The sequence below is a fragment of the Bacillus sp. FSL K6-1006 genome, assembly GCF_038593175.1.
Taxonomy (GTDB): domain Bacteria; phylum Bacillota; class Bacilli; order Bacillales; family Bacillaceae; genus Bacillus; species Bacillus safensis.
The window spans coordinates 167,659-193,248 of record NZ_CP151970.1 but is presented as its reverse complement, the minus strand read 5'-3'; the positions used below and the strand labels follow the sequence as shown (position 1 = coordinate 193,248).

The window sequence follows — 25,590 nt, the reverse complement described above, 5'->3', positions numbered from 1 at the left end:
CCCAGTGAAGGTTATTTCACTGGGCTTGCTTGTTATTCTCATGATGTACCTCGCAAAATCTTTTCCATCTTCTTTCCTTTCGCTAACTCATCAATCAGCTTATCTAGATAACGAATGTTCTTCATGGTTTCTTCCTCAATGTCCTCTACCCGTACACCACAGATGACTCCTTTGATTAAACTGCGGGAAGGATGGAGCTCAGGAACCTCAGCAAAGAAGGTTTCAATGTCTATCTGTTTGTCTACCTGTTCCTGCAGCTCTTCTGGACTGTACCCTGTTAACCAACAAATAATCGTATCGACTTCAGCCTTCGTTCGTCCCTTTCTCTCTGCCTTTGCGATATAGAGAGGATAGACTTTTGCAAAGCTCATTGTGTAGATTGTAGGTTTGGTCATGTGTCTGCTCTCTTTCTTTGTTAAATATTAACCTGTCATGCTTTCTCAAGGGCATATGCTAAAGCAATAAAAAGGTATTTAAATGGAAATGTCGAATTAAAGCAGTACAAGTGTTGGTGCTCACTTAGCTTTATACAAGTTTGAAATACTTGCAAAATTCCTTGTTGCCACCCTTTTGATAAAAACGAATAGTATGGATAAATCGTGTTGTCAGAAGTATTTCTACTGAATAATACGTCCCTAGCCTTTCTACTAAAACAGAAAATAGCACTCTCGGTAAAAACGACTACCAAATAGCTCTTCTTATGTATATTTACAATCAAGATTCCAACTATAAAAATGGTAACATGTAATGGCTGGATATAACTATTCATTTGGAGATGGATTTGGTTAAATTGCTAGCATTTAATTACCTCTAAATATTAAAGATCCGTTTTTTTAATAATCGTATTTATAAGTTACATTGTTGATTTATTAAAAGTAAGTAAATTCTCAAGGAGGAAAAACCATGATAAACTTTGTAGAGAAATGTTTAAAAATGCCTCATTCGATTCAAGTTGGTTATTATGAAGTTGATAATGCAAAGATTTTTGTAGCTATTTATGAAAATGGTGATAAATATTTTGATTTTACTCAAGAAACATTTGTACGAGAAAATTTGAATAAGTTAACAAAAGAAAAATTTATTGAGTTACCTCGCGCAATTGTTAACGAATCAAAATTTAATATAGGGGATACGGTACTTACTGGCTCTGTATTAGATGATGGAAGACGTGTGATTAAAGATACAAGTTTATTCAGTGCTTTAGATCGCACGCGTAAAGGAGAAACAAGAATTGAAGGATTCCCACCAATTATAGGGTCTAAATCTTTAGCTAATTTATTGATGGAAATTAACCCTAATTATTTAGAACAAATAATGCCTTTTGAAGTAGCACAATTTAATGGAACAACTGGAAAATGGTATAACGCACACACTATTACGATAATCTGTGATTTATACATGGAAGCTGAAAAACAAGACTTAATTTCAACTAATCAAAAGCATGTATTAGAAAAAGCTAAGATTCTTTTACGTGCCTTAGCTAAAGTTGGAATTACAGCCTTAATTGATGAGGCTACAAATTATCAAGAAGTCCGTGGTAAAGATGAATTACAAATTCTATTAGAACAGTTCATTGCAGAAGAATTACGGCCTTATTCAAGAGAATTCCGAAGTGAGTATTTTGAACAAATTTTCCGTCTTTATAATTTGCCTTATGATCCCACAACATCCAAAAGACCCTTGTATTTTTCAAAGTTCACTCGGAAGTATGTGTACGACTTGCTTCCTCCAAATGTTTGGGATGAAATTGATAAACAAAACCCTCTATTACAAACAGATAAATACTACAGTAAGCGAAAACATCACATCCATCGATATTTATCTGAAGAAAAAGGTATTCGATTTTTAAGAGAACACCTTGAAAGTCTCATCCCTGTTATGAAACTATCCTCAGACATGGAAGATTTCAAAGAAAAATTCGAACTAGTGTTTAACGATAAAATTAAAAAGATAAAACAAATGCAAGAACAATACCAATTGACACTAGACGATATTCAAATCTGATAAAAGCTTGTTTAAATTCTTTTCAAACGAGTAAACTTCCCCATGAATAAACGTTTTGAATTCTAACCATGGCTTATAAACTGAACCAATTTCTGTTCCTCAACCTTCTATTTGATATAAAAACACCCCTTTAGATTATATTAATCTAAAGGGGCAAAATGGTGCAACTTTATTAAAACCGGTATAACTTTATTTTAAACAGGACATTTTTTATAAACACTATAGTTTTATTCCAAAGCTATCAAAAATCCGATTTTATTGAAACCTACTCCACCGTCACACTCTTCGCAAGGTTACGTGGTTTATCCACATCACACCCGCGGTGAAGGGCTGCATAGTAAGCGATTAGCTGTAATGGGACAACAGATGCAAGTGGTGCAAGTGCTGGGTGTACAGCTGGAAGGACGAAACGGTCGCCTTCGTCTTCTAGGCCTTTTAGTGAGATGACACATGGGTTTGCTCCGCGTGCAACAACTTCTTTGACGTTACCGCGAATACTGAGGTTCACGTGCTCTTGTGTTGCAAGGGCAATGACCGGTGTGCCTTCTTCAATTAAAGCAATTGTGCCGTGTTTGAGTTCTCCGCCAGCAAAGCCTTCTGCTTGGATGTAAGAGATCTCTTTTAGTTTTAGTGAACCTTCAAGGCACACATAGTAGTCAAGTCCTCTTCCGATAAAGAATGCGTTACGTGTCACTGTGAAGAAGTCACGAGCGATTTGTTCCATTTCATCCTTTTGATCCACAAGGGCTTCCATTGCGTTTGCTACAATCCCAAGCTCTTTCACAAGATCAAAGTCAAGAGATTGACCATTTAATTCAGCTGCAACAGATGCAAGGATTGCAAGTACAGCGATTTGTGCTGTGTAGGCTTTTGTTGAAGCCACTGCGATTTCTGGTCCTGCATGAAGAAGCAATGTGAAGTCCGCTTCACGAGAAAGCGTAGATCCTGGTACGTTTGTGATCGTTAATGCTTTATGACCAAGCTCTTTGACTTGAACAAGTACAGCACGGCTGTCCGCAGTCTCTCCAGATTGCGAAAGGAAGATGAACAACGGCTTTTTCGATAGAAGCGGCATGTTGTAAGAGAATTCACTTGCTACATGGACTTCTACAGGTACTTTTGCCCAGTCTTCAATGTATTGTTTACCGACAAGTCCAGCATGGTAGCTCGTTCCGCAAGCCACAATGTAAATGCGGTCTGCTTCTGCTACTGCGCTTGCGATATCGCCAGTGACTGAAAGTTTGCCGTTTTCGTCTTGATATTCTTGGATGATTTTGCGCATAACAAGCGGCTGTTCATCCGTTTCTTTTAACATGTAGTGAGGATATGTGCCTTTCTCAATGTCGCTTGCATCAAGCTCAGCGATATAAGAAGGGCGTGTCATGATATCACCGTCAAGGTTTTTAATAATAACCTCTTCTTTTGTGACAATGACCATTTCTTTATCCATTAATTCCGCATATTCGTTTGTTACTTGAAGCATCGCCATTGCGTCAGAAGCCACAACGTTGAAATCTTCGCCGAAACCAACCAATAATGGGCTTTTGTTTTTCGCCACATAGATTGTTTCTTTGTTTTCGTTATCGAAAAGGGCAATCGCGTAAGAGCCTTTTAGTTGAAGAAGCGTTTGACGGAAAGCTTCCTCTGTATCAAGACCTCTGTTTACAAATTGTTCGATGACTTGAACAACAACCTCTGTATCTGTGTCGCTTTTTAGTGTGACGTCTTGTAAATATTCGCGTGTCAATTGTACATAGTTCTCGATGACACCGTTATGAACAAGCGTAAAACGGCCAGAAACACTTTGATGCGGATGCGCATTTAGATGGCTTGGTACACCGTGAGTTGCCCAGCGTGTATGTCCGATTCCTGCTGAAGATGCCACGTTTGCATCCACGACTTCACGAAGCTCAGCGATACGTCCTTTTTCTTTGAACACATGCACGCCATCTTCGTTTGCCACAGCGATACCTGCTGAATCATACCCGCGGTACTCAAGCTTCTCTAAACCTTTTAGTAAGATTTCCTTCGCATCATTCTGACCAATATAACCTACGATTCCACACATAAATTTTCTTCCTCCCGATCATGTGAAAGGGACAAAGAAAGCCTACTAAAATAGAAGGGACATTTCTTCGTCCCTCTCTACATGTTTAATTTGGGAGATCATGTGTATTCCCTTTGTACAAAGAGTCACCTCTTTGCTTTAAAGAAACACTTACGGCTGTGATCTCTTTTTTTGATCAGCCGGGAGGCATCCGCCGAAAATTCGATAACCTCCATCCTCGTCAACTAAGCATCTTTCGTCCGATCGCTTAGTTCGGGCGCTATAATTATAAGAGAGTTTCTGAACATCTACCCTGCCTTTCCTGATAGAATAAAAATCCAGTAACACAAGGATGATTGTACTATAAGGTCTGACCTCCGTCAATCACAATGTGCGGGTGATCCCCTTCATTTGAGAAAGTGAGACCTCCATACACTATATGCGATGAGGCTTGTCTCGTTCTACCTTTGATGTGCTCTCCTATGTATGAAGGCAGCTTCAAGTTGCCCTCGCTTATATCATTCGTACAGATTCATCCAATTATGACGTTTATTCGAAAAAAAAAGCAAACCGCTGTTAGCGATTTGCTTTCATCTATTACTCAATACCCATTTCTTCTTTCACAACAGCTGTAATTCGAGCCACATATTCATTACACAGCTCTTTTGTTTTCGCCTCTGCCATGACACGTACAAGCGGCTCCGTTCCAGATGGACGAACAAGGATACGGCCGTCACCATTCATCTCTTTTTCGACCTCTTGGATCACCGCTTTTACTTTTTCATTTTCTTCTACTTTATATTTATCAGACACTTTCACATTCACTAAAAGCTGCGGGAACTTTTCCATTTCCGCTGCAAGCTCTGATAATGTTTTCCCTGTCGCTTTGAGCGTATTCACAAGCATGATCGCAGAAAGCATGCCATCACCTGTCGTATTGTAATCAAGGAAAATCAAATGGCCTGACTGCTCGCCGCCGACATTATAGCCATCCTTTTTCATCGCTTCGACCACATAGCGGTCACCAACAGCTGTTTGAATGCTCTTAATGCCTTGTTTCTCAAGCGCTTTATAGAAACCAAGGTTACTCATGACCGTTGACACGACGGTGTCATCCTTTAACCGGCCTTCATCCTTCAAATAACGTGCACATATGTACATAATTTGATCGCCGTCTACGATATCACCTTTTTCATCGACTGCAATTAAACGGTCACCGTCACCATCAAACGCAAGACCAATATCTGCACCCTTCTCCTTCACAAAAGCAGAAAGTGCCTCTGGATGAGTGGAGCCTACACCATCATTGATATTCAATCCGTTTGGTGATGTTCCCATTGTGGACACATCAGCATCTAAATCTGCAAATAAATGTGTCGCTAGAGAAGAGGTTGCACCGTGTGCACAGTCAAGCGCCACGTGAATACCTGTGAAATCCTCGTCCGCTGTCTGCTTTAAGAATTGCAAGTATTTCTGACCGCCTTCAAAGTAGTCGTTCACCGTTCCAAGATCGGCTCCAACCGGGCGAGGTAATTGATCGACTGGCTGATCCATCAGCTGCTCAATTTCGTTTTCCTGTTCATCTGACAGCTTAAAGCCGTCACCGCCGAAGAATTTAATGCCGTTGTCTTGAACTGGATTGTGTGAAGCAGAAATCATGACACCCGCTTCAGCATCCATTGCCTTCGTTAAATAAGACACACCAGGTGTTGAGATCACACCTAGGCGCATCACTTCAGCTCCAATTGAAAGTAAGCCTGCAACGAGCGCTCCTTCTAACATATGACCGGATACACGTGTGTCTCGTCCAACGAGTACCTTTGGACGTTCTTTATCCTTCGTGAGCACATAGCCGCCAAATCTCCCAACTTTAAATGCGAGCTCTGGCGTTAATTCGCTATTCGCTACACCCCTTACACCATCAGTTCCAAAGTACTTGCCCATGTTTCAATCGCTCCTTTTTTACCATTCAAGAGGACGCTTCGTCCTCTTTTTTATCTTCTTTGACCCGCTGTCTTTGACTCGATTCTTTCTTTGCTTTATCTTGCGTGGATTCTTCTTTACTCTTCTCACCCTGATCATCGTCATCAGTTGATGGATCTTGTTGATCTTTTTGATTCTTCCGATCATTCGTCGAAGCCGGCTGATCCTCTGTATCAGTAGAAGTGAGTTTCACTTTGACCTTTGATCTCGATAATGTCCAAGTCACATTTTGAGGACCATTCACTTGAACTTTGACCTCATGGGTTCCTTCGTTCAAGTCCCCTGCATTGATATAGGCTTCAACATCTGAAGCCTTTAGTTTATCAATCGCACTCTTTGATCCCTTTGCTGTTAACGTGAGCCGTCCAGAAGAGGGGCTCACAAAATCAGATGTGAGATCCTTGCTCAAACCCACGACAGAAATCGGTACATTATCGATCTTTTTTTCTTCAGCTGTTGCAACCTTCACTTTGATCTTAACGGTTTCGGGTGATACCTTTTTCACACCATCTGGCAGGGGAATATCGGCATCAATCTCCGTATCATCTTTGATCTTGCTTAGGTCCAGCTTGACGCCATCAATAAAATCAAGGGCATCCAGCACCTTTTGAGAGCCGTACACTGTGATCTCACTCGGGCTTGTCTCAATGCTTGAGATGCTGATCCCTTCTGGCAAGCTGCCCGTCCGCTCAATTTTAAAAGGAACCTTTTTGCTCGGGCTTGAGATTGGGACCGTAATATCCACCACGGACGGACTTACTTCAACTGGCAGCTCATTCCCGCTGCTATCATACACAGTGAGCTTCGCCTCTTTTTCAATTTGCTGATCGACATCCTCTAAGTTTACAAAAGCTTTAATGACAGAAATTTTGTCGATGACGTCCTTTGATCCAGTAACTGTGACCTTTTTCGGATTCACAATGGGCTGTTCAGGTGAATAGCCGTCTTTGATTTTATTTTGATTATAAAACTCGGTTTCAACAGGAAATTCAGCTGTCGTTTTTTCTTGTATCGTCACAGTCGTCACAGATGGATTAATCGATAGTGTGAGTCCCTTCGATACATCTCTTGCCTTCAGCTCCACTTTATGTGTACCTGTCGATAAGTTCTGCATGTCTGCGTAAATTTCAAAATTCTTTGTTTGTCTTGCTGTTTTCACAGCACTAGTTGATCCTTTAATCGTGACATTGACTGTCTGCGGCACACCTGTGACGACGTACTTCTCGTCATCATAATACGCTTTAACAGGAATGTCGGTTAAAGTTGCTTCATCTGTCGTCGATGTTGGGAAAAAGGATTCACCGATTTTTTTCGGCGTGGGCGCTTGCGCTGAATTGACTGCACCATACAGCAATAAAGCGAAGACCAATGCAAGAAGCTTAACGGCCCAGCGATTATTCAAAATCTTATCCATTTTTCTTGCCCCTCCAATACCATTTGGTCGAGGAAGCATCTTTGCTGTTCTTACTAAATTCAGCAATCAGCATTTCTTCAAGCGCTTCTTCTGTCAATTCTCGGTGGAGATCACCATTCCTTGCGACAGAAATACCGCCAGTTTCCTCAGAAACGATGACAGTTAAGCTGTCTGTCACTTCACTTATCCCAACTGCCGCCCTATGACGCGTCCCAAGCTCCTTAGAGATAAAAGGGCTTTCTGACAGCGGTAAATAGCAAGCTGCAGCTGCAATCTCATCCCGCTTCATAATGACAGCACCGTCATGAAGCGGGGTATTCGGAATGAAAATATTAATGAGCAGCTCTGAACTCACCTTTGCATTCAAAGGAATTCCTGTCTCTATGTAATCATTCATTCCGGTATCGCGCTCAATTGTCAGCAGCGCGCCGATTCTGCGTTTCGCCATATAGTTAATTGCTTTTGTAATTGCCTCGATCGTTTTCTGCTGCTGTTCCTCTACAGGTGTCCCGCTTCTTGAGAAGAAACGGCCGCGCCCAAGCTGCTCAAGCGCTCTCCTTAGCTCTGGCTGAAAAATAATAATGATCGCAAGGAATCCCCACGTAATCGCTTGATCCATCAGCCATTGAAGTGTGTTAAGACCGAGATACGCACTTCCCATCCTGACGAGAACAATGACCACAATTCCCTTTAAAAGCTGAACCGCTTTTGTTCCGCGGATGACCATCATTAATTTATATATCACATACCAAACAACGAGAATATCAACAGCATTACCGAGGTACTGCAAAAAAGGAATATCCCCTAAAGCCATTTCCTCGTCCTCCAGAATTTTCAGTTATTCTTCGTTTGATGCATTTTTTAATAAAAAAAGAGCCTATGTATCAATACATAGCGTGGCTATTATACCACATTTTGTTTCAGCAAGGAAAATAGTTGCCATATCTGGCTGACTTGCTAGTATGCTTGAATCTCAGCAATGTATAGAAAAAGAGCAGCCCCCTTAGAGACTGCTCTTAAACCGCTTGAGTTACTTTTGCTCCTCTGGACCAATGACCCGCATCACGTTTTGTGCTGTTGATTTCATTTTGTACCAGATCCAATCAAACACTTCATTAATTTCATTAATTTGACCAGTGACTTGTCCGGCAGAAGCAGTCAGCTGTTCCCCATTGACGACGGTGACATTTCCATCAACCTTGCCTTCTACAATCAGCTTGCCATTTTTGACAGTGATGTCACCCTTTACGGTTTCCCCTTTAGGTACGGTCACTGTATCATTTTCAACGACGAGATTCGGCTGCTTTGACACACTGAAATTATGATCGGTATTCCAGCTCGTAAACAGACTGCCTCCCATTAAAATGAGAAAGAGGGCAGCGGCTACCATCAGCGGGTGAGCTTTGATCCATCTTTGAACCGACACACGCTTTTTCTCCTTTGGAAGACCTGCCATCACCTTTGCAGTGAAATCAGATGGTGCTTCTATATGAGATGTACTCTGCACTAGCGCGATGGATTTCTCAATTTGTTGAAAATGAGTACGGCACTCCTCACACGATTGCAGATGGCTTTTTAATTCTTTTTCGTCTTGGGGCTCAATGTCCCCGTCTAAATACTGATGCATAAGCTGGACGATTCTATCCTGACAGCTCATCAAAATCACCTCACTCAAAGGTCTCTCAACTGTTTCCGGAGAGCCTCTCTACCCCTGTGTATTCTCGTTTTCACCGTACCAACTGGTATATTCAGAATCTCACTTATTTCTTTTAACGAGAGTTCATCAATATACTTTAATACGATGACCGAACGATATTTGTCGGGTAACCTTAGAATTTTTTGCTGAATGGTACTCGATAATTCAAGAGACACCACCTCATCCTCTGGCAAAATGCCATCAGCAGCAATTTGAGAATACATATTTAATCCTTCTGTTCCTGCCACCTCTGCATCTAAATAATAATCCGGCTTTTTTTTGCGAATACGGTCGATGGTCAGGTTGGTTGCAATGCGGTACAGCCACGTGGAAAACTTACGATTCACATCAAAGCTTTCGATATTCACATAGGCACGAATAAACGCCTCCTGCGCAATATCCTCCGCTTCGTGTGCATTCCCAAGCATACGGTAGCACAGCTGATAAATTTTGTCTTTATACAGGTCTACGATGTCTGCAAATGCGTTCTGGTCGCCTTTTTTCACTTGCTTAATTCTCTTTTTAATCATTGTGTCCATAGTATATTCAACCTCTGCCTTCACCGGTCTTTATGTATACGAACCTCTTTCCAAAAGGTTTCATTCTCCTCTAAAAAATAGTGTAACAAATTTTTGACAGTGTGTTACGCTTATCAACCGGTAAAAACCTTAACATATCCTTAAATTTTCCCAAAACAAAAAAGAACGGGAACAAGTCCCGCTCTACAATAGCTTTTCACCCATTAACGATCCAATTAACGCAACAGCCGCTTCTGCTGTTTTGTTTTTCTCATCTAATACCGGATTTACTTCAACAAATTCAGCAGACGTTAAAATACCCGCCTCCTCTAAAAGCTCCATTGCGAGATGACTCTCCCGGTAACTAATGCCGCCTGCAACCGGAGTACCTACACCAGGGCATTCCGCTGGATCTAATCCATCTAAATCAAGCGACAGATGGACACCATCTGTTCTTTCCTTTAGATAGGCAATGGCTTCCTCCATCACCCTTGTCATCCCTAAACGATCAATTTCATGCATCGTATACACCTTAATACCTTTTTCCCGAATCAATGCCCGTTCTCCTTCATCTAAGGATCGAGCACCAATTATAACGACATTTTCAGGCTTCAATTTAGGCGAATAACCGCCAATGTTCGTTAAATCTGCATGCCCAAAACCGAGACTGACAGCAAGCGGCATGCCATGAATATTTCCAGAAGGAGAGGTTTCCTCCGTATTCAAATCCCCGTGTGCATCATACCAAATGACACCTAAGTTTTCATAATGCTTGGCTACCCCAGCAAGTGTGCCAATCGCAATGCTGTGATCACCGCCTAAAATGAGCGGAAACGAACCAGATTGCACAATACTGTCAACCTTCTCAGCAAGCAGTTGATTTGCACCAGCATTCTCCGTCAAATTTTTCAGCTTTTCACTTGTATATAAACCTTTCTCATCATCTCTTTGTTCAACTGGAATATCTCCAAGATCCTCCACATCAAATGAGAGCGTTTCCAATTTTTCTTTTACGCCTGCACAACGAATCGCACTCGGGCCCATATCGACGCCCCTTCTTGTTTGACCCAAGTCCATTGGAACTCCAATAATCGTGACCTTCTTTTGCTCTCCCATATGTACATCCCCTTTCCGTTCATGCTTATATTTTACTTTCTTGATGCCTTCTGACTCAACTCGACAACATTTTGAATAGTTATACAGTCCCTCTGCCAACATAAAAAAAAACACCTTTTTCAAAAAGGTGTCTTAACTGGGCTAGCTGGATTCGAACCAACGCATGACGGAGTCAAAGTCCGTTGCCTTACCGCTTGGCTATAGCCCAAAAATGGTGGAGGGGGACGGATTCGAACCGCCGAACCCGGAGGGAGCGGATTTACAGTCCGCCGCGTTTAGCCACTTCGCTACCCCTCCACATATGGAATTGATAAAGAAAAAACAGTGCCGGCAAGAGGACTTGAACCCCCAACCTACTGATTACAAGTCAGTTGCTCTACCAGTTGAGCTACACCGGCATATGGTGGAGGATGACGGGCTCGAACCGCCGACCCTCTGCTTGTAAGGCAGATGCTCTCCCAGCTGAGCTAATCCTCCACATCATGGTGACCCGTACGGGATTCGAACCCGTGTTACCGCCGTGAAAGGGCGGTGTCTTAACCGCTTGACCAACGGGCCAGTTTGTCAAGTTTGTTGTTTCCGTGAAGCTGACAAAAGTTATTATATACAGGTTGTCCCCCTTTTGTAAAGGGGATTTTTATTTTTTTTATTTTCTAACTATTTACTCCCTATTCGTTCAACAATTTGACTGAAATATAATTTCAATATTAAAATATAATATTGAAATTTCATATCATACTCAATATACTGAAAATGAAGAAATAAGGAGGTATGTCACATGCAGCCATCTCAACTGCGTTCTTTGACAACAGAATCAAGAAACCCCAACACAATGGGAATTTCTCAAGCAGATCCGCTTGAAATACTCCAGATGATCAATGAAGAAGATATGAAGGTCGCTCAAGCAGTCAACCATGTACTTCCACATGTCAAAACAGCAAGTGACTTTGCTTATGAATCCATCTCAAATGGAGGCAGACTCATTTATTTAGGCGCCGGAACAAGCGGCAGAATTGGCGTAATGGATGCTGTCGAATGTCCCCCAACCTATAGCGTCTCACCTGATGTCATTGTTGGCATCATGGCAGGCGGAGACTCAGCTTTTTCTCAAGCTGCCGAAGATGTGGAAGACAGTGAAGAAGCCGGCAAACAGGATTTAGTACACATCCACCTGACATCAAAAGATACAGTCGTCGGTATTGCCGCAAGCGGCAGGACACCTTATATCATCGGCGCTTTAAACTATGCAAAGTCGATTGGAGCTAAAACAGTAGCACTCAGCTGCAATGAACAAGCAGAAATTAGCGAGCTTGCAGATTGCGCCATTGAGGTCATTGTAGGACCAGAAGCCATCACTGGGTCAACAAGAATGAAAGCAGCATCCGCTCATAAAATGATTTTAAATATGCTTTCCACGTCTGTCATGATTAGACAAGGCAAAGTATATGAAAACCTGATGGTTGATGTAAAAGTCAGCAATCATAAATTAAAAGAACGCGCCATCACCATCATTCAACATGTGACAAACGCTTCCTACGAACAAGCCGTGAAGACTCTTGAAGCAGCAGACTTAGAAGTCAAAACGGCCATCGTCATGCTCCAAACAAACACAGACAAGAAAACAGCCAAAGATTTACTCAACAAAACGAATGGCCACATCGACAAAGCGATCTCACGTTATCAATCCTAAAGGAGGCAGAGCTCATGTCAGCAGGTGGACTTACCCTACTACACACAATCAAATCAAAGCTTCCCCAATCTGAAAAAATCATTGCAGACTATATCCTTGCCCATCCTGACAAAGTCATTAAAAGTACAGTACACGAAATCAGTCAGGCAGCCGGCGCAAGCAGCTCTGCAGTCATCCGCCTTTGTAAATCTCTCGGGCTGGATGGCTATCACGATTTAAAAATGCGGATCGCTGGAGACTTGATGCATGACGATAAACAAGGCTACAGAGATATCGAACAAGATGAACCGCTTCAATCCATTATTCAAAAAACAGCAGGAAACTCGATTCAATCGATTAAGGACACCGCTTCTATTTTAAATGCAGATGCTTTAGAAAAGGCTGTTCAATTACTGCTGCATGCAAACCAAATTCATTTTATCGGTGTTGGTGCATCTGGCATCGTCGCAGCTGATGCCCAGCAGAAATTTCTCAGAATTAACTATGCAGCGACAGCCTTCACTGACATGCACATTGCATCTACGGTCATTGCAAATGCGGGAGAGAATGACATTGTGTTTGGTATCTCCTTTTCAGGAGAAACGTTAGACATCATTCAAGCCCTTCAGCTTGCAAAAGACAACCAAGTGAAAACCATTGCTTTAACACATCCAGGTCATACAAGCGTTTCTGCTTTATGTGATGTTCACCTATCGACGTCCGGTTCCAATGAAGCACCTTTTCGCAGTGCTGCCACTTCCTCTAGAATGGCACAGCTCTACTTAATTGATGTCTTGTTCCTCAGTTTAGCTTCTCGTCAATATGAAGAGACAGCCCAATATATTGACAAGACAAGGCATGCCATCCGCTCCATGAAACGAAAATCAAAGGGGGATTCAACATGAGTCATCAAAAGAAATATCAGCAGTTGGCGAAAGACATTCTTTCACTCTGTGGTGGTTCTGAAAATATCTCTTCCCATACACATTGTATGACAAGGCTCCGAATTACACCGATGGACAATGAAAAAGTTCACGTCACAGCAATCAAAGAACTCGATGGCGTCATTGGCGTCGTCGAAGCAGAAACGCTTCAAATCATTTTAGGCACTGGCGTTGTCAACCAAGTATCAAGTGCGTTTGAAGAGCTGCTAAATGCCTCTGGCTCTTATGATTTAAACAACGAAGCACAAAAAAACAAGCAAGCCATTTCACAAAAGAACCGCACACCGTTCAAGCTGTTCTTACGTCGGATTGCCAGCATTTTCATTCCAATTATTCCGGCACTAGTTGCCTCAGGTCTGATTACCGGAATAACAAAAGCAATCGTGCAAGCAGGCTGGCTTGACGAAAAATCTCAAGCTGCGATTATTTTAACGGTTATCGGTTCTGGACTTTTCGCTTATCTCGGGATATTAGTCGGAACAAATGCCGCAAAGGAATTTGGAGGCTCTCCTGCATTAGGCGCATTAGCTGGTATCCTCATTATTAACCCAGCCTCCGCAGACATTATGTTATTTGGCACAAATATTCTACCAGGCAGAGGCGGACTCATCGGTGTTCTTCTAGCCGCCATCTTTATGGCACTTGTGGAAACCCGAATTAGACGCTTCGTCCCGCAATCACTTGATATCATCGTCACACCAACCATCACACTGCTCATTACAGGTATTTTCACGTACGTTGTCTTCATGCCAGTCGGCGGATTTATATCTGATGCCATCACCTCAGGACTGACTTATCTATTGAATATGGGCGGAATTTTCGCAGGATTTGTTCTTGGTGCTACCTTCCTCCCACTTGTTGTAACAGGACTTCACCAAGGGCTGACACCGATTCATATGGAACTCATCAATTCAATTGGAGATGACCCGCTTCTGCCAATTCTCGCTATGGGCGGTGCAGGACAGGTCGGCGCTGCATTCGCCATTTATATGAAAACAAAAAAGAAAAAGCTCAAAAGAGCCATCGCTGGCGGACTTCCTTCAGGGATGCTGGGCATTGGCGAACCACTCATTTTCGGTGTCACACTCCCGCTGGGACGACCATTTCTCACCGCTTGTCTTGGTGCAGGAATCGGCGGCGCATTTCAAGCCTACTTCCAAATTGCGACGAAAGCCATCGGGGTATCCGGTCTTCCATTAACCTTTATTGTTAACACACATCAAATGCTTCTTTACTTAATTGGACTATTTATCGCATATGTTGCTGGATTTTTCTTCACATACTTATTTGGATTTCATGATGATATGGCTGTTGAATTCGAGGATCACAATCAATAAGGAGGTTTAGACCTTGAAGAAATGTTTTCTTTTGATCACATGTCTGCTCATGCTCCTTGGGTTACCAGTACAAACATTTGCAACTAGCTCCCATCCTGTATCGTCTTTGTCTAAAACAGCACCTGAAGAATATCCCGTTTTAAAAAAAGCAAAACGACCGGAACAAGTAGGTGTTTCTTCCAGGCAGCTGAGGAAGGTTGATCAAATGATTCAAAATGACATCAAAGCAGGATTTCCAGGAGCCGCTCTCATCATTATCAAGGACGGAAGAATCGTCCATCAAAAAGCCTATGGCTACCGGCAAAAATACGATGGCACAACAGAGCTCAAATCGTATAAAAAAATGAAAAAGGATACACTATTCGATCTGGCATCCAATACAAAAATGTATGCGACCAACTATGCCCTGCAAAAGCTTGTCTACGAGAAAAAACTTGATGTCAACGAAAAAATACAGACCATCCTTCCAGATTTTCAGGATGAACCTGATGCAAAAGTAACCGGTAAAGACCAGCTCAGGGTAAAAGATCTTCTCACCCATTCTGCGGGTCTCCCTTCCAGTGTCTTATTTTATAGCAAAGAAACAGCTGGCTCTTTTTATTCTCAAGACAGAAAAACAACGATGAAATGGCTGCCAAAGATACCGCTGCAATACAAGCCAGGTACCCAGCACATTTATAGTGACATTGATTACATGCTGCTAGGCATGATCATCGAGAAGAAAACAGGCATGCCTCTTGATCAATATGTCGAGTCAACGATTTATCGGCCGCTAGGTCTCAAACATACAATGTTCAATCCGCTGCAAAAAGGGTTCAAGCCGAAGCATTTTGCAGCAACTGAACGTTTAGGCAATTCACGAGACGGTGTCATCGATTTTGAAAACATCCGACGGTACACCCTGCTAGGTGAAGTACACGACGAGAAAGCATATTACTCAATGGCAGGTATCTCCGGCCACGCTGGACTTTTCTCGAATACCTCAGATATGGCCGTGCTGCTTCAGCTGATGCTTAATAAAGGAGGCTATGGAAAAACAACCATCTTTGATCAGGCTTCTATCGATCTCTTTACAGCCTCATCTGATACGAACCCAACTTACGGGCTAGGCTGGCGAAAAAACGGTCATACTGACATGGAATGGATGTTTGGAAAATATGCAAGTAACGAAGCCTATGGGCATACTGGCTGGACCGGCACCATGACGTTGATTGATCCTAAACACAATTTAGGTGTCGTGTTGCTGACGAATAAGAAACATTCACCCGTTGTTTCACCAGAAACAAATCCTAATCAATTTGAAGGCGACCTGTTCCCAACTGGTACTTATGGAAGCATCATGACCGCAATCTACGAATCTTTTCAGTAAAAGGAGGAATTCGATGTTGAAAGCTCTCTTCCCCGCTGCACTGGTTTTAGCCCTGCTAACCTCTTCCATTCCAACGGAAAAGGTTAGCTCTGCCTCTCTGCCAACCGCTAAACAAATGGTTCAAGACATGTCACTGGATGAAAAGATAGGTCAAATGCTCATGCCGGACTTTCGCAACTGGCAAACAAAAGATGAATCCGCACCTACAGGCTTCACAAAGATGAATAACGAAGTATCTCACCTTGTAGAAAAATATCATCTAGGCGGTGTCATCTTATTTGCCGAGAATGTCGTTGATACAAAACAAACCGTGAAACTCACCCATGAATTTCAAAAAGCATCACCAAACATTCCTTTACTCATTTCCATTGATCAAGAAGGCGGAATCGTCACAAGGTTACAAAAGGGAACACATTTCCCAGGAAATATGTCGATTGGTGCCTCTAGAAGCAAAAAAAATGCATATGACACAGGAAAAATCATCGGAAAAGAATTAAACGCCTTAGGCATCAATACAAACTTCTCTCCTGTGCTTGATGTGAATAATAACCCAAACAACCCCGTCATTGGTGTCCGTTCCTTTAGCTCTGATCCTGCTCTTGTCTCTATACTTGGCCTTCAAACCATGAAAGGACTTCAAAAGGAAAAGACCATTTCCACACTAAAACATTTCCCGGGACATGGTGATACTGCCGTCGATAGTCACTACGGCTTGCCGCTCGTAGAGCATGACCTAGATCGTTTAAAAAAGGTTGAGCTGTATCCGTTCCAACAAGCGATCAATGCTGGTGCAGATATGGTCATGACCGCTCATGTGCAATTTCCTGCCATTGATGACACAACGTATCGAAGCAAAAAAGATGGCGAGGACATCATGGTTCCAGCAACCTTATCAAAAAAAGTCATCACACACTTATTAAAAGAAGAGATGGGCTTTCAAGGTGTTGTTGTGACAGACGCTCTAAATATGAAAGCGATTGCAGATAATTTCGGACAGGAAGAAGCCGTCGTGATGGCCATTAAAGCAGGCGTCGACATCGCTCTCATGCCAGCACCAGTCACCTCATTAAAAACAGAGAAAAACCTAGAGAATGTATTCAATGCTGTCAAACAAGCGATTTTAAAGAAAGAGATTCCGATGTCGCAGATCAACGAATCTGTCGAAAAAAATCTTCAATTGAAAATCAAACGCGGCATTATTTCCTCCAAAAAACCAATCAATCTTGAGAAAAAAATCAAAAAAGCCACTCAAGTCGTTGGGAAAAAGTCGCACCTTAAAGCAGAACAAAAAATGGCACGTGAAGGGATCACCCTGCTTAAAAACAACAAAAAAACCTTACCTTTCAAGCCTAAAAAGAATGACAAAATCGTGGTCATGGCACCTTACGAAGATCAGACAAAAGCAATGTCTGTCACAGTCGAATCTCTCATGAAACAAAAAAAGATCAAGTCTGTAAGCATCCAGTCATATGCTTTTGCGGATAAAACGTTCACCAAAGATACAGCCAAACTGATTCAAGAAGCTGACTATGTCATCACTGGCTCTTACGTTGTCCAAAATGATCCAGCAGTGAATGATGGCGTAATTGATGACAATGTCCAGGATCCGAAAAAATGGGCAACCGCCTTCCCTCGTGCTGTCATGAAAGAAGCAGCAGCACAAAACAAAAAAATGGTCATCATGAGTCTTAGAAATCCTTATGATGCGGCAAATTTTGAAGAAGCCGATGCCTTACTAGCTGTGTACGGTTTTAAAGGCTACTCAAACGGACAATTCAATCAGCCAAATATTCCTGCTGGACTAGAAGTGATATTTGGAGCTGCATCACCTAAAGGGAAACTGCCAGTTGATATCCCATCTGTCACTCATCCAAATCAAACCCTTTACCCATTCGGCTATGGCCTCAACTTGAAAGGGAAACAGATCAAATAGGAGGGATTCTCTTGAAGAAAACAGTCAGTTTCATACTCGCAAGCTTTCTCATGATGAGCACATTGACCGCTGCCTCTCCCGCAGAAGAACGAACAGTCACAAAAGGGAAAAAAGCATCAGTCAAAACAGGGATCGAAACACTACTCTCAAGCAATCTTTCATGGCTAAAAGGGAAAAGAGTTGGTCTCATTACAAACCCGACTGGCATCGATGCAAATATGAAAAGCAGTGTCGATCTCCTATTTGAACATCCAAATATCAAGCTCACTGCTTTATATGGACCTGAACACGGCGTACGCGGCGATGCACAAGCAGGAGAAGGCGTCGAATCCTATACCGATGAAAAAACAGGGCTTCCTGTTTACTCTCTTTATGGAAAAACAAGAAAACCAACTCCTGAAATGCTGAAAAATGTAGATGTCCTGCTGTTTGATATTCAAGACGTTGGTACTCGTTATTACACCTATATTTACACGATGGCCTATGCGATGGAAGCCGCTAAAGAAAACAACATTCCCTTTGTTGTCCTAGACCGCCCAAATCCCATTGGCGGACTAAAAGTAGAAGGACCTGTTTTAGAGCCTGAACACGCCTCATTTGTAGGGCTCTATCCCATCCCATTAAGACATGGAATGACTACTGGTGAGCTTGCAAAACTGTTTAACAAAGAGTTTCATATCAATGCTGATGTAACAGTCATCAAAATGAAAAATTGGAAGCGGTCCATGACATTCGATGATACAAAGCTGCCGTTCGTCCTTCCTTCTCCTAACATGCCAACAGTGGATAGTACCTTTGTATATCCTGCCACAGGGTTAATTGAAGGCACAAATGTCTCTGAAGGCAGAGGAACGACAAAACCATTCGAGCTCATTGGTGCACCATATATCAATAGCAGCGAGCTGGCAGATCACTTAAATCAGCTAAAACTAAAAGGCGTTCAATTTAGACCTGTGTCATTCACCCCCACATTTTCTAAACATGCCGGTACACTATCTCATGGTGTGCAGTTATATGTCACAGACCGCTCATCCTTCGAAGCGGTGAAAACGGGGTTATCCATCATCAAAGAAATACATGATTTATACCCTAATGACTTTGAGTTCCTTCAAACAGGCAGCTTTGACAAACTCATCGGGAATGGCTGGATGAAAGAAGAAATCATTAAAGGAACTTCCGTCAAACATATGATGAAACGCTATCATCACGACCTCAAAACATTCGAAAAGAAACGAAAAAAATATCTCATCTATTAAATCACAGAAAAAACCTCCATCTATCAAAGGATGGAGGTTTTTTTCATGAGAAAGATTTGGTCACAGCAGGTGCTTTCAGCTCAAAACGATTGAGTAAGAAACCAAACAAGGCAGCAAGCACTTGCTGAAACAGCATGCCAATCACCACAGGAACAGCGACAGCAGGCGGGAAAAAGCTAATGGCAAGCACAGCCCCCGCACTAATGTTTCTCATACCGCCCGTATACACGATAGCCACAATCTCTCCTTGAGTACATTTCATCGTCTTTCCAATCAACCATGCAAACGCATATCCGCTCATCGCAATGAGAAACACAGTCGCTGCCTTGCTAAAAAATGCGGCATCCAGTTCACGCAAGTATGGCGCAACAACAGAACTGTTAATCGACACCACTACAAACAAGCCTATTTTTGAAAAAGGTGACAGTGTCTGACTAATCATTTTTGTCACAGCAGGCTTTGCATATTGACGAACGAGCATCCCTAAAATAGATGGAAGCACCACCATCCCAAACAGCCCTTTCATGATCGCGACCATGTCCATATGAACCTGTGTACCGGCCAAAAGTGACAAACTGGCTGGCACAATCAATGGCGAAAGCAATGTATCAATTAAAATAATGGATAACGTTAACCCAACATTCCCTTTATACATTGCCGCCCATATCAAACTAGAAACTCCTGTGGGAATCACCATTGCAAGTGTCAAACCGGTGATCGTCATGGCATCACCCGCAAATATGAGATGTCCCGCTGACCAAGCATAAAGAGGCATCAACACGTGCAAAATCATAAACGATAAAATCAAAGGCAATGGGTGCATCACCGTATGCTTTAACGCTGAAAAAGTTGAAGACAAGCTCCCAGCAAAGGTCATAACAGCAAATACCCATGGCACTAAAAACGTAAAATCTTTTAAATAGGCCGCCAATAAAACACCGAGTAACACACTAAAAGGTGTAATGAGCGGCATCATCCGGCCGAGCACTTGATTCAAACGCACAAGCATGCCGGCCACCTCCATCCTTCACTTTCTTTCCTTCTCTATTGTAACAGACAGAAAGGCCTTTTTAAGAACCATTCACTTGTTTCACAAGCTTTCGACTTGATGTATCCATTCCAACTACGTCCACCTGGACGCCATTTGCTTGATACCTCTCCTTTATACGTTCTATCGCTGCTACGCCTGATTCATCCCATATACGCGCTTCAGACAAATCAATCACAACAGATTGGAGATCTTTCCCCTGATGGAAAGCTTGGATCAAGTCCGTGACAGAAGCAAAGAAAATTTGCCCTTTAACTCGATATACCCAAGTACCTGCCTGGCTTTCTTTAGAAGTAATATGAAGCTTCGATATCTTTGCGACAAAGAACACCGCACTAAGCAGCACACCTGCAAAAACGCCTTTTGATAAATCATGAGTCAACACCACCGTCACGACCGTGACAACCATCACAATAGAATCTGTTTTCGGATTCTTTTTTAGCTGCTGAAAAGAACTCCAATCAAATGTGCCAATGGAAACCATGAACATCACAGCCACTAGAGCAGCCATCGGAATTTGAACCACAACATCACCTAGTACAAAAATCAGCACCATTAAAAAAGCACCCGCTACAAAGGTAGAAAGCCGGCCTCGTCCACCTGCCTTCGTATTAATCACAGATTGACCAATCATCGCGCAGCCAGCCATACCACCAAAGAATCCTGCAACCACATTAGCAATCCCTTGACCTCTCGCTTCCTTGTTCTTATTACTAGACGTCTCTGTCATATCATCGACAATCTGTGCGGTTAAAAGAGACTCAAGTAAACCAACCATCGCAAGTGCTAAAGAATAAGGAAAAATGATAGCAAGTGTTTCCCAACTAAACGGAACTTGAGGAATCAGAAAAACAGGCAAAGAACTTGGAAGCTCTCCCATATCTCCAACTGTTCTAACATCAATATGTCCAAATACAGCCAATATCGTCATTACAATAATGGCAATGAGTGGGGAAGGTATCACCTTTATCACCATAGGCAATAAATAAATGATCAGCAGGGCACCACCTGTCATCATATACATGGCTAATGATTCCCCAACGAAATGTGGAAGCTGAGCCATGAAGATCATAATAGCCAACGCATTGACAAAGCCAACCATGACGGACCTCGGAATAAATTTCATCAAACGAGATACTCGGCACAATCCGAACACAATTTGAATCAAACCCGTCAAAATCGTAGCTGCAAACAAATATTGCAACCCATGATCAGCAACCAAGTGAACCATGACGAGAGCCATAGCCCCTGTTGCAGCCGAAATCATGCCTGGGCGTCCACCAACAAACGAAATCACAATCGCAATACAAAACGATGCATACAACCCGACTTTCGGATCAACGCCCGCAATAATCGAAAACGCAATGGCTTCAGGAATTAAAGCCAGTGCGACTAATATACCCGCAAGAACGTCCTGACGTACATGTCCAAACCATTCTTGCTTTACAAATAAATCTTTCAAACCATCTACTCCTTTTTATATACATTCCGTACATGGAAAAAGAAGATCAACTATACCTGGAGATGAAGAAAGGAAAAACAAACGATACTTCACTTTCGGGGGAAAAGAGGAACGTACAGAGTCTTTTGATATAGAGGATAGCACTTTAGTAAGAATAAAAGAAAGAGACTGAAGAATCAAGATCAAAAAGAAGGAGATAAGTAAAAAAGCGATGCAACAATGCTGTGCAAGCCGTTTTATTCGCTTTCCTAAAGTCATCAGTCTACTGATCATCGAGCAGTTCAATATATATGTAAACAAACAAAAAAAGCCTTCTCATCATCGAGAAACCTTGTCATATCAACATATAGAGGAAAGCTTCCAAGCGGGCTCGAACCGCTGACCTCTTCCTTACCATGGAAGTGCTCTACCTACTGAGCTATGGAAGCATGGCTCCGCAGGTAGGACTCGAACCTACGACCGATCGGTTAACAGCCGATAGCTCTACCACTGAGCTACTGCGGAATGATAAAGTAACTTCTTCCATTGGAAGGATATAAACAAAAAGCTTGGCGGCGTCCTACTCTCACAGGGGGAAACCCCCAACTACCATCGGCGCTGAAGAGCTTAACTTCCGTGTTCGGTATGGGAACGGGTGTGACCTCTTCGCTATCGCCACCAAACCTGATGGAGAGAATGTTCTCTCAAAACTAGATAACAATGTTCATGCTTCACATTAGAATATAGGTTAAGTCCTCGATCTATTAGTATCTGTCAGCTCCACGTGTCACCACGCTTCCACCTCAGACCTATCAACCTGATCATCTTTCAGGGATCTTACTTCCTTGCGGAATGGGAAATCTCATCTTGAGGGGGGCTTCATGCTTAGATGCTTTCAGCACTTATCCCGTCCGCACATAGCTACCCAGCGATGCCCTTGGCAGAACAACTGGTACACCAGCGGTGCGTCCATCCCGGTCCTCTCGTACTAAGGACAGCTCCTCTCAAATTTCCTGCGCCCGCGACGGATAGGGACCGAACTGTCTCACGACGTTCTGAACCCAGCTCGCGTACCGCTTTAATGGGCGAACAGCCCAACCCTTGGGACCGACTACAGCCCCAGGATGCGATGAGCCGACATCGAGGTGCCAAACCTCCCCGTCGATGTGGACTCTTGGGGGAGATAAGCCTGTTATCCCCGGGGTAGCTTTTATCCGTTGAGCGATGGCCCTTCCATGCGGAACCACCGGATCACTAAGCCCGACTTTCGTCCCTGCTCGACTTGTAGGTCTCGCAGTCAAGCTCCCTTGTGCCTTTACACTCTGCGAATGATTTCCAACCATTCTGAGGGAACCTTTGGGCGCCTCCGTTACATTTTAGGAGGCGACCGCCCCAGTCAAACTGCCCACCTGACACTGTCTCCCTGCCCGATAAGGGCAGCGGGTTAGAAGGTCAATACAGCCAGGGTAGTATCCCACCGATGCCTCCACCGAAGCTAGCGCTCCGGTTTCCAAGGCTCCTACCTATCCTGTACAAGCTGTACCAACATTCAATATCAGGCTGCAGTAAAGCTCCACGGGGTCTTTCCGTCCTGTCGCGGGTAACCTGCATCTTCACAGGTACTATAATTTCACCGAGTCTCTCGTTGAGACAGTGCCCAGATCGTTGCGCCTTTCGTGCGGGTCGGAACTTACCCGACAAGGAATTTCGCTACCTTAGGACCGTTATAGTTACGGCCGCCGTTTACTGGGGCTTCAATTCGCACCTTCGCTTACGCTAAGCGCTCCTCTTAACCTTCCAGCACCGGGCAGGCGTCAGCCCCTATACTTCGCCTTACGGCTTCGCAGAGACCTGTGTTTTTGCTAAACAGTCGCCTGGGCCTATTCACTGCGGCTTCTCGGGGCTTTAACACCCTAAGAAGCACCCCTTCTCCCGAAGTTACGGGGTCATTTTGCCGAGTTCCTTAACGAGAGTTCTCTCGATCACCTTAGGATTCTCTCCTCGCCTACCTGTGTCGGTTTGCGGTACGGGCACCTCTCACCTCGCTAGAGGCTTTTCTTGGCAGTGTGGAATCAGGAACTTCGCTACTAAATTTCGCTCGCCATCACAGCTCAGCCTTTACGGGAAACGGATTTGCCTATTTCCCAGCCTAACTGCTTGGACGCGGATATCCAATACCGCGCTTACCCTATCCTCCTGCGTCCCCCCATTGCTCAAATGGTGAGGAGGTGGTACAGGAATATCAACCTGTTGTCCATCGCCTACGCCTTTCGGCCTCGGCTTAGGTCCCGACTAACCCTGAGCGGACGAGCCTTCCTCAGGAAACCTTAGGCATTCGGTGGACGGGATTCTCACCCGTCTTTCGCTACTCATACCGGCATTCTCACTTCTAAGCGCTCCACCAGTCCTTCCGGTCTGGCTTCACAGCCCTTAGAACGCTCTCCTACCACTGTTCGTAAGAACAGTCCGCAGCTTCGGTGATACGTTTAGCCCCGGTACATTTTCGGCGCAGAGTCACTCGACCAGTGAGCTATTACGCACTCTTTAAATGGTGGCTGCTTCTAAGCCAACATCCTGGTTGTCTAAGCAACTCCACATCCTTTTCCACTTAACGTATACTTTGGGACCTTAGCTGGCGGTCTGGGCTGTTTCCCTTTCGACTACGGATCTTATCACTCGCAGTCTGACTCCCAAGGATAAGTCATCGGCATTCGGAGTTTGACTGAATTCGGTAACCCGGTAGGGGCCCCTAGTCCAATCAGTGCTCTACCTCCGAGACTCTTACCTTGAGGCTAGCCCTAAAGCTATTTCGGAGAGAACCAGCTATCTCCAGGTTCGATTGGCATTTCACCCCTACCCACACCTCATCCCCGCACTTTTCAACGTGCGTGGGTTCGGGCCTCCATTCAGTGTTACCTGAACTTCACCCTGGACATGGGTAGATCACCTGGTTTCGGGTCTACGACCACGTACTCATGCGCCCTATTCAGACTCGCTTTCGCTGCGGCTCCGCATCTTCTGCTTAACCTTGCACGGGATCGTAACTCGCCGGTTCATTCTACAAAAGGCACGCCATCACCCGTTAACGGGCTCTGACTACTTGTAGGCACACGGTTTCAGGATCTATTTCACTCCCCTTCCGGGGTGCTTTTCACCTTTCCCTCACGGTACTGGTTCACTATCGGTCACTAGGGAGTATTTAGCCTTGGGAGATGGTCCTCCCGGATTCCGACGGAATTTCACGTGTTCCGCCGTACTCAGGATCCACTCTGGAGAGAACGACATTTCAGTTACAGGGCTGTTACCTTCTTTGGCGGGCCTTTCCAGACCTCTTCGCTTATATCATTCCTTTGTAACTCCGTATAGAGTGTCCTACAACCCCAAGAGGCAAGCCTCTTGGTTTGGGCTGTTCCCGTTTCGCTCGCCGCTACTCAGGGAATCGCATTTGCTTTCTCTTCCTCCGGGTACTTAGATGTTTCAGTTCCCCGGGTATGCCTTCTCATACTCTATGTATTCAAGTATGGATACTACTCCATTACGAGCAGTGGGTTTCCCCATTCGGAAATCTCCGGATCAAAGCTTGCTTACAGCTCCCCGAAGCATATCGGTGTTCGTCCCGTCCTTCATCGGCTCCTAGTGCCAAGGCATCCACCGTGCGCCCTTTCTAACTTAACCATTTCTTACTTTAGAAAGAATCACTATGTGTGATGAACTTTGCATTGCATTCAATGTGAATGTATTACTTATTGTTATCTAGTTTTCAAAGAACAATCCTGTCTCGCTAGAGACATGTTTTGAAGGAATGATCCTTCAAA

The 25,590-nt window shown here is 43.6% G+C and carries 17 protein-coding genes, 7 tRNA genes and 2 rRNA genes; 7 read left to right on the top strand and 19 right to left on the bottom strand.

Annotation, left to right across the window (positions count from 1 at the left end; all coding sequences use genetic code 11):
* Window positions 1-38: 38 nt before the first annotated feature.
* Window positions 39-395 (bottom strand): DUF2200 domain-containing protein, encoded by a 357-nt coding sequence (locus NSS65_RS01095; protein ID WP_061110474.1) that lies wholly within the window; start codon window positions 393-395, stop codon window positions 39-41.
* A gap of 508 nt (window positions 396-903) precedes the next feature.
* Between NSS65_RS01095 and NSS65_RS01090 the strand changes: the two genes are divergently transcribed.
* Complete coding sequence (locus NSS65_RS01090; protein ID WP_061110475.1) at window positions 904-2,004, top strand: P63C domain-containing protein; 1,101 nt, start codon at window positions 904-906, stop codon at window positions 2,002-2,004.
* 265 nt (window positions 2,005-2,269) lie between these two features.
* Here the strand turns inward: NSS65_RS01090 and glmS are convergent, their stop codons facing one another.
* The 12 genes from glmS to NSS65_RS01030 all read right to left on the bottom strand — a co-directional run bounded on the left by glmS (window position 2,270) and on the right by NSS65_RS01030 (window position 11,336).
* On the bottom strand, window positions 2,270-4,072 hold the full coding sequence (gene glmS / locus NSS65_RS01085) for a glutamine--fructose-6-phosphate transaminase (isomerizing) (RefSeq protein WP_061110476.1): 1,803 nt from the start codon (window positions 4,070-4,072) through the stop codon (window positions 2,270-2,272).
* 576 nt (window positions 4,073-4,648) lie between these two features.
* Window positions 4,649-5,995, bottom strand: coding sequence for a phosphoglucosamine mutase (gene glmM, locus NSS65_RS01080; RefSeq protein WP_034284242.1), 1,347 nt, complete (start codon window positions 5,993-5,995; stop codon window positions 4,649-4,651).
* A gap of 25 nt (window positions 5,996-6,020) precedes the next feature.
* Window positions 6,021-7,448, bottom strand: a complete 1,428-nt coding sequence (locus tag NSS65_RS01075; RefSeq protein ID WP_326134882.1) for a YbbR-like domain-containing protein — start codon at window positions 7,446-7,448, stop codon at window positions 6,021-6,023.
* Window positions 7,441-8,262 carry a diadenylate cyclase CdaA gene (gene cdaA, locus NSS65_RS01070; protein WP_008344027.1) on the bottom strand — a complete coding sequence of 274 codons (822 nt, stop codon included), beginning with the start codon at window positions 8,260-8,262 and terminating at the stop codon, window positions 7,441-7,443. The genes NSS65_RS01075 and cdaA overlap by 8 nt, the downstream gene beginning before the upstream one ends.
* Before the next feature lie 216 nt (window positions 8,263-8,478).
* Window positions 8,479-9,105: an anti-sigma-W factor RsiW gene (gene rsiW, locus NSS65_RS01065; RefSeq protein WP_081123889.1), complete on the bottom strand. Its 627-nt coding sequence runs from the start codon at window positions 9,103-9,105 to the stop codon at window positions 8,479-8,481.
* Between the two features lie 14 nt (window positions 9,106-9,119).
* On the bottom strand, window positions 9,120-9,683 hold the full coding sequence (gene sigW, locus NSS65_RS01060) for an RNA polymerase sigma factor SigW (RefSeq protein WP_024424449.1): 564 nt from the start codon (window positions 9,681-9,683) through the stop codon (window positions 9,120-9,122).
* A gap of 183 nt (window positions 9,684-9,866) precedes the next feature.
* Entirely contained in the window at window positions 9,867-10,778 is a 912-nt protein-coding gene (rocF, locus tag NSS65_RS01055; RefSeq protein ID WP_024424450.1) for an arginase, read from the bottom strand.
* Between the two features lie 136 nt (window positions 10,779-10,914).
* Window positions 10,915-10,986: transfer RNA gene (locus tag NSS65_RS01050), tRNA-Gln, on the bottom strand.
* A gap of 4 nt (window positions 10,987-10,990) precedes the next feature.
* Window positions 10,991-11,075 (bottom strand) — tRNA-Tyr (locus NSS65_RS01045).
* A 28-nt stretch (window positions 11,076-11,103) separates the two neighbouring features.
* A tRNA-Thr gene (locus NSS65_RS01040) sits at window positions 11,104-11,176 on the bottom strand.
* Window positions 11,177-11,179: 3 nt separating this feature from the next.
* Window positions 11,180-11,255, bottom strand: a tRNA-Val gene (locus NSS65_RS01035).
* Window positions 11,256-11,261: 6 nt separating this feature from the next.
* Window positions 11,262-11,336: transfer RNA gene (locus tag NSS65_RS01030), tRNA-Glu, on the bottom strand.
* A 220-nt stretch (window positions 11,337-11,556) separates the two neighbouring features.
* On the opposite strand from NSS65_RS01030, the gene murQ reads away from it, so the two are divergent.
* The 6 genes from murQ to NSS65_RS01000 are packed head-to-tail and all read left to right on the top strand — an operon-like array spanning window position 11,557 to window position 19,286.
* Entirely contained in the window at window positions 11,557-12,468 is a 912-nt protein-coding gene (gene murQ / locus NSS65_RS01025) for an N-acetylmuramic acid 6-phosphate etherase (RefSeq protein ID WP_342467322.1), read from the top strand.
* 14 nt (window positions 12,469-12,482) lie between these two features.
* On the top strand, window positions 12,483-13,352 hold the full coding sequence (locus NSS65_RS01020) for a MurR/RpiR family transcriptional regulator (protein WP_034283920.1): 870 nt from the start codon (window positions 12,483-12,485) through the stop codon (window positions 13,350-13,352).
* On the top strand, window positions 13,349-14,728 hold the full coding sequence (locus NSS65_RS01015; protein ID WP_034283921.1) for a PTS transporter subunit EIIC: 1,380 nt from the start codon (window positions 13,349-13,351) through the stop codon (window positions 14,726-14,728). The genes NSS65_RS01020 and NSS65_RS01015 overlap by 4 nt, the downstream gene beginning before the upstream one ends.
* Before the next feature lie 13 nt (window positions 14,729-14,741).
* Entirely contained in the window at window positions 14,742-16,097 is a 1,356-nt protein-coding gene (gene pbp4b, locus NSS65_RS01010; protein WP_034283923.1) for a penicillin binding protein PBP4B, read from the top strand.
* A gap of 13 nt (window positions 16,098-16,110) precedes the next feature.
* Window positions 16,111-18,030, top strand: coding sequence for a glycoside hydrolase family 3 protein (locus NSS65_RS01005; protein ID WP_034283924.1), 1,920 nt, complete (start codon window positions 16,111-16,113; stop codon window positions 18,028-18,030).
* Between the two features lie 11 nt (window positions 18,031-18,041).
* Window positions 18,042-19,286, top strand: coding sequence for a DUF1343 domain-containing protein (locus tag NSS65_RS01000; protein WP_326134881.1), 1,245 nt, complete (start codon window positions 18,042-18,044; stop codon window positions 19,284-19,286).
* A gap of 43 nt (window positions 19,287-19,329) precedes the next feature.
* Here the strand turns inward: NSS65_RS01000 and NSS65_RS00995 are convergent, their stop codons facing one another.
* The 6 genes from NSS65_RS00995 to NSS65_RS00970 form a co-directional block, all read right to left on the bottom strand.
* Window positions 19,330-20,295: a bile acid:sodium symporter family protein gene (locus NSS65_RS00995; RefSeq protein ID WP_034283929.1), complete on the bottom strand. Its 966-nt coding sequence runs from the start codon at window positions 20,293-20,295 to the stop codon at window positions 19,330-19,332.
* Window positions 20,296-20,356: 61 nt separating this feature from the next.
* A complete protein-coding gene (locus NSS65_RS00990) occupies window positions 20,357-21,796 on the bottom strand; it encodes a SulP family inorganic anion transporter (protein WP_326134880.1) in 1,440 nt (479 codons plus the stop codon).
* Window positions 21,797-22,151: 355 nt separating this feature from the next.
* Window positions 22,152-22,224: transfer RNA gene (locus NSS65_RS00985), tRNA-Thr, on the bottom strand.
* Between the two features lies 1 nt (window position 22,225).
* Window positions 22,226-22,300 (bottom strand) — tRNA-Asn (locus NSS65_RS00980).
* 42 nt (window positions 22,301-22,342) lie between these two features.
* Window positions 22,343-22,458 (bottom strand): 5S ribosomal RNA (rrf, locus tag NSS65_RS00975).
* A 61-nt stretch (window positions 22,459-22,519) separates the two neighbouring features.
* A 23S ribosomal RNA gene (locus NSS65_RS00970) occupies window positions 22,520-25,450 on the bottom strand.
* Window positions 25,451-25,590 lie beyond the last annotated feature (140 nt).

Bases quoted from the DNA above. Each gene is read 5' to 3' on its own strand.
- NSS65_RS01095 (WP_061110474.1), bottom strand. From the start codon at position 395: ATGACCAAACCTACAATCTACACAATGAGCTTTGCAAAAGTCTATCCT.
- NSS65_RS01090 (WP_061110475.1), top strand. From the start codon at position 904: ATGATAAACTTTGTAGAGAAATGTTTAAAAATGCCTCATTCGATTCAA.
- glmS (WP_061110476.1), bottom strand. From the start codon at position 4,072: ATGTGTGGAATCGTAGGTTATATTGGTCAGAATGATGCGAAGGAAATC.
- glmM (WP_034284242.1), bottom strand. From the start codon at position 5,995: ATGGGCAAGTACTTTGGAACTGATGGTGTAAGGGGTGTAGCGAATAGC.
- NSS65_RS01075 (WP_326134882.1), bottom strand. From the start codon at position 7,448: ATGGATAAGATTTTGAATAATCGCTGGGCCGTTAAGCTTCTTGCATTG.
- cdaA (WP_008344027.1), bottom strand. From the start codon at position 8,262: ATGGCTTTAGGGGATATTCCTTTTTTGCAGTACCTCGGTAATGCTGTT.
- rsiW (WP_081123889.1), bottom strand. From the start codon at position 9,105: ATGAGCTGTCAGGATAGAATCGTCCAGCTTATGCATCAGTATTTAGAC.
- sigW (WP_024424449.1), bottom strand. From the start codon at position 9,683: ATGGACACAATGATTAAAAAGAGAATTAAGCAAGTGAAAAAAGGCGAC.
- rocF (WP_024424450.1), bottom strand. From the start codon at position 10,778: ATGGGAGAGCAAAAGAAGGTCACGATTATTGGAGTTCCAATGGACTTG.
- murQ (WP_342467322.1), top strand. From the start codon at position 11,557: ATGCAGCCATCTCAACTGCGTTCTTTGACAACAGAATCAAGAAACCCC.
- NSS65_RS01020 (WP_034283920.1), top strand. From the start codon at position 12,483: ATGTCAGCAGGTGGACTTACCCTACTACACACAATCAAATCAAAGCTT.
- NSS65_RS01015 (WP_034283921.1), top strand. From the start codon at position 13,349: ATGAGTCATCAAAAGAAATATCAGCAGTTGGCGAAAGACATTCTTTCA.
- NSS65_RS01005 (WP_034283924.1), top strand. From the start codon at position 16,111: ATGTTGAAAGCTCTCTTCCCCGCTGCACTGGTTTTAGCCCTGCTAACC.
- NSS65_RS00995 (WP_034283929.1), bottom strand. From the start codon at position 20,295: ATGCTTGTGCGTTTGAATCAAGTGCTCGGCCGGATGATGCCGCTCATT.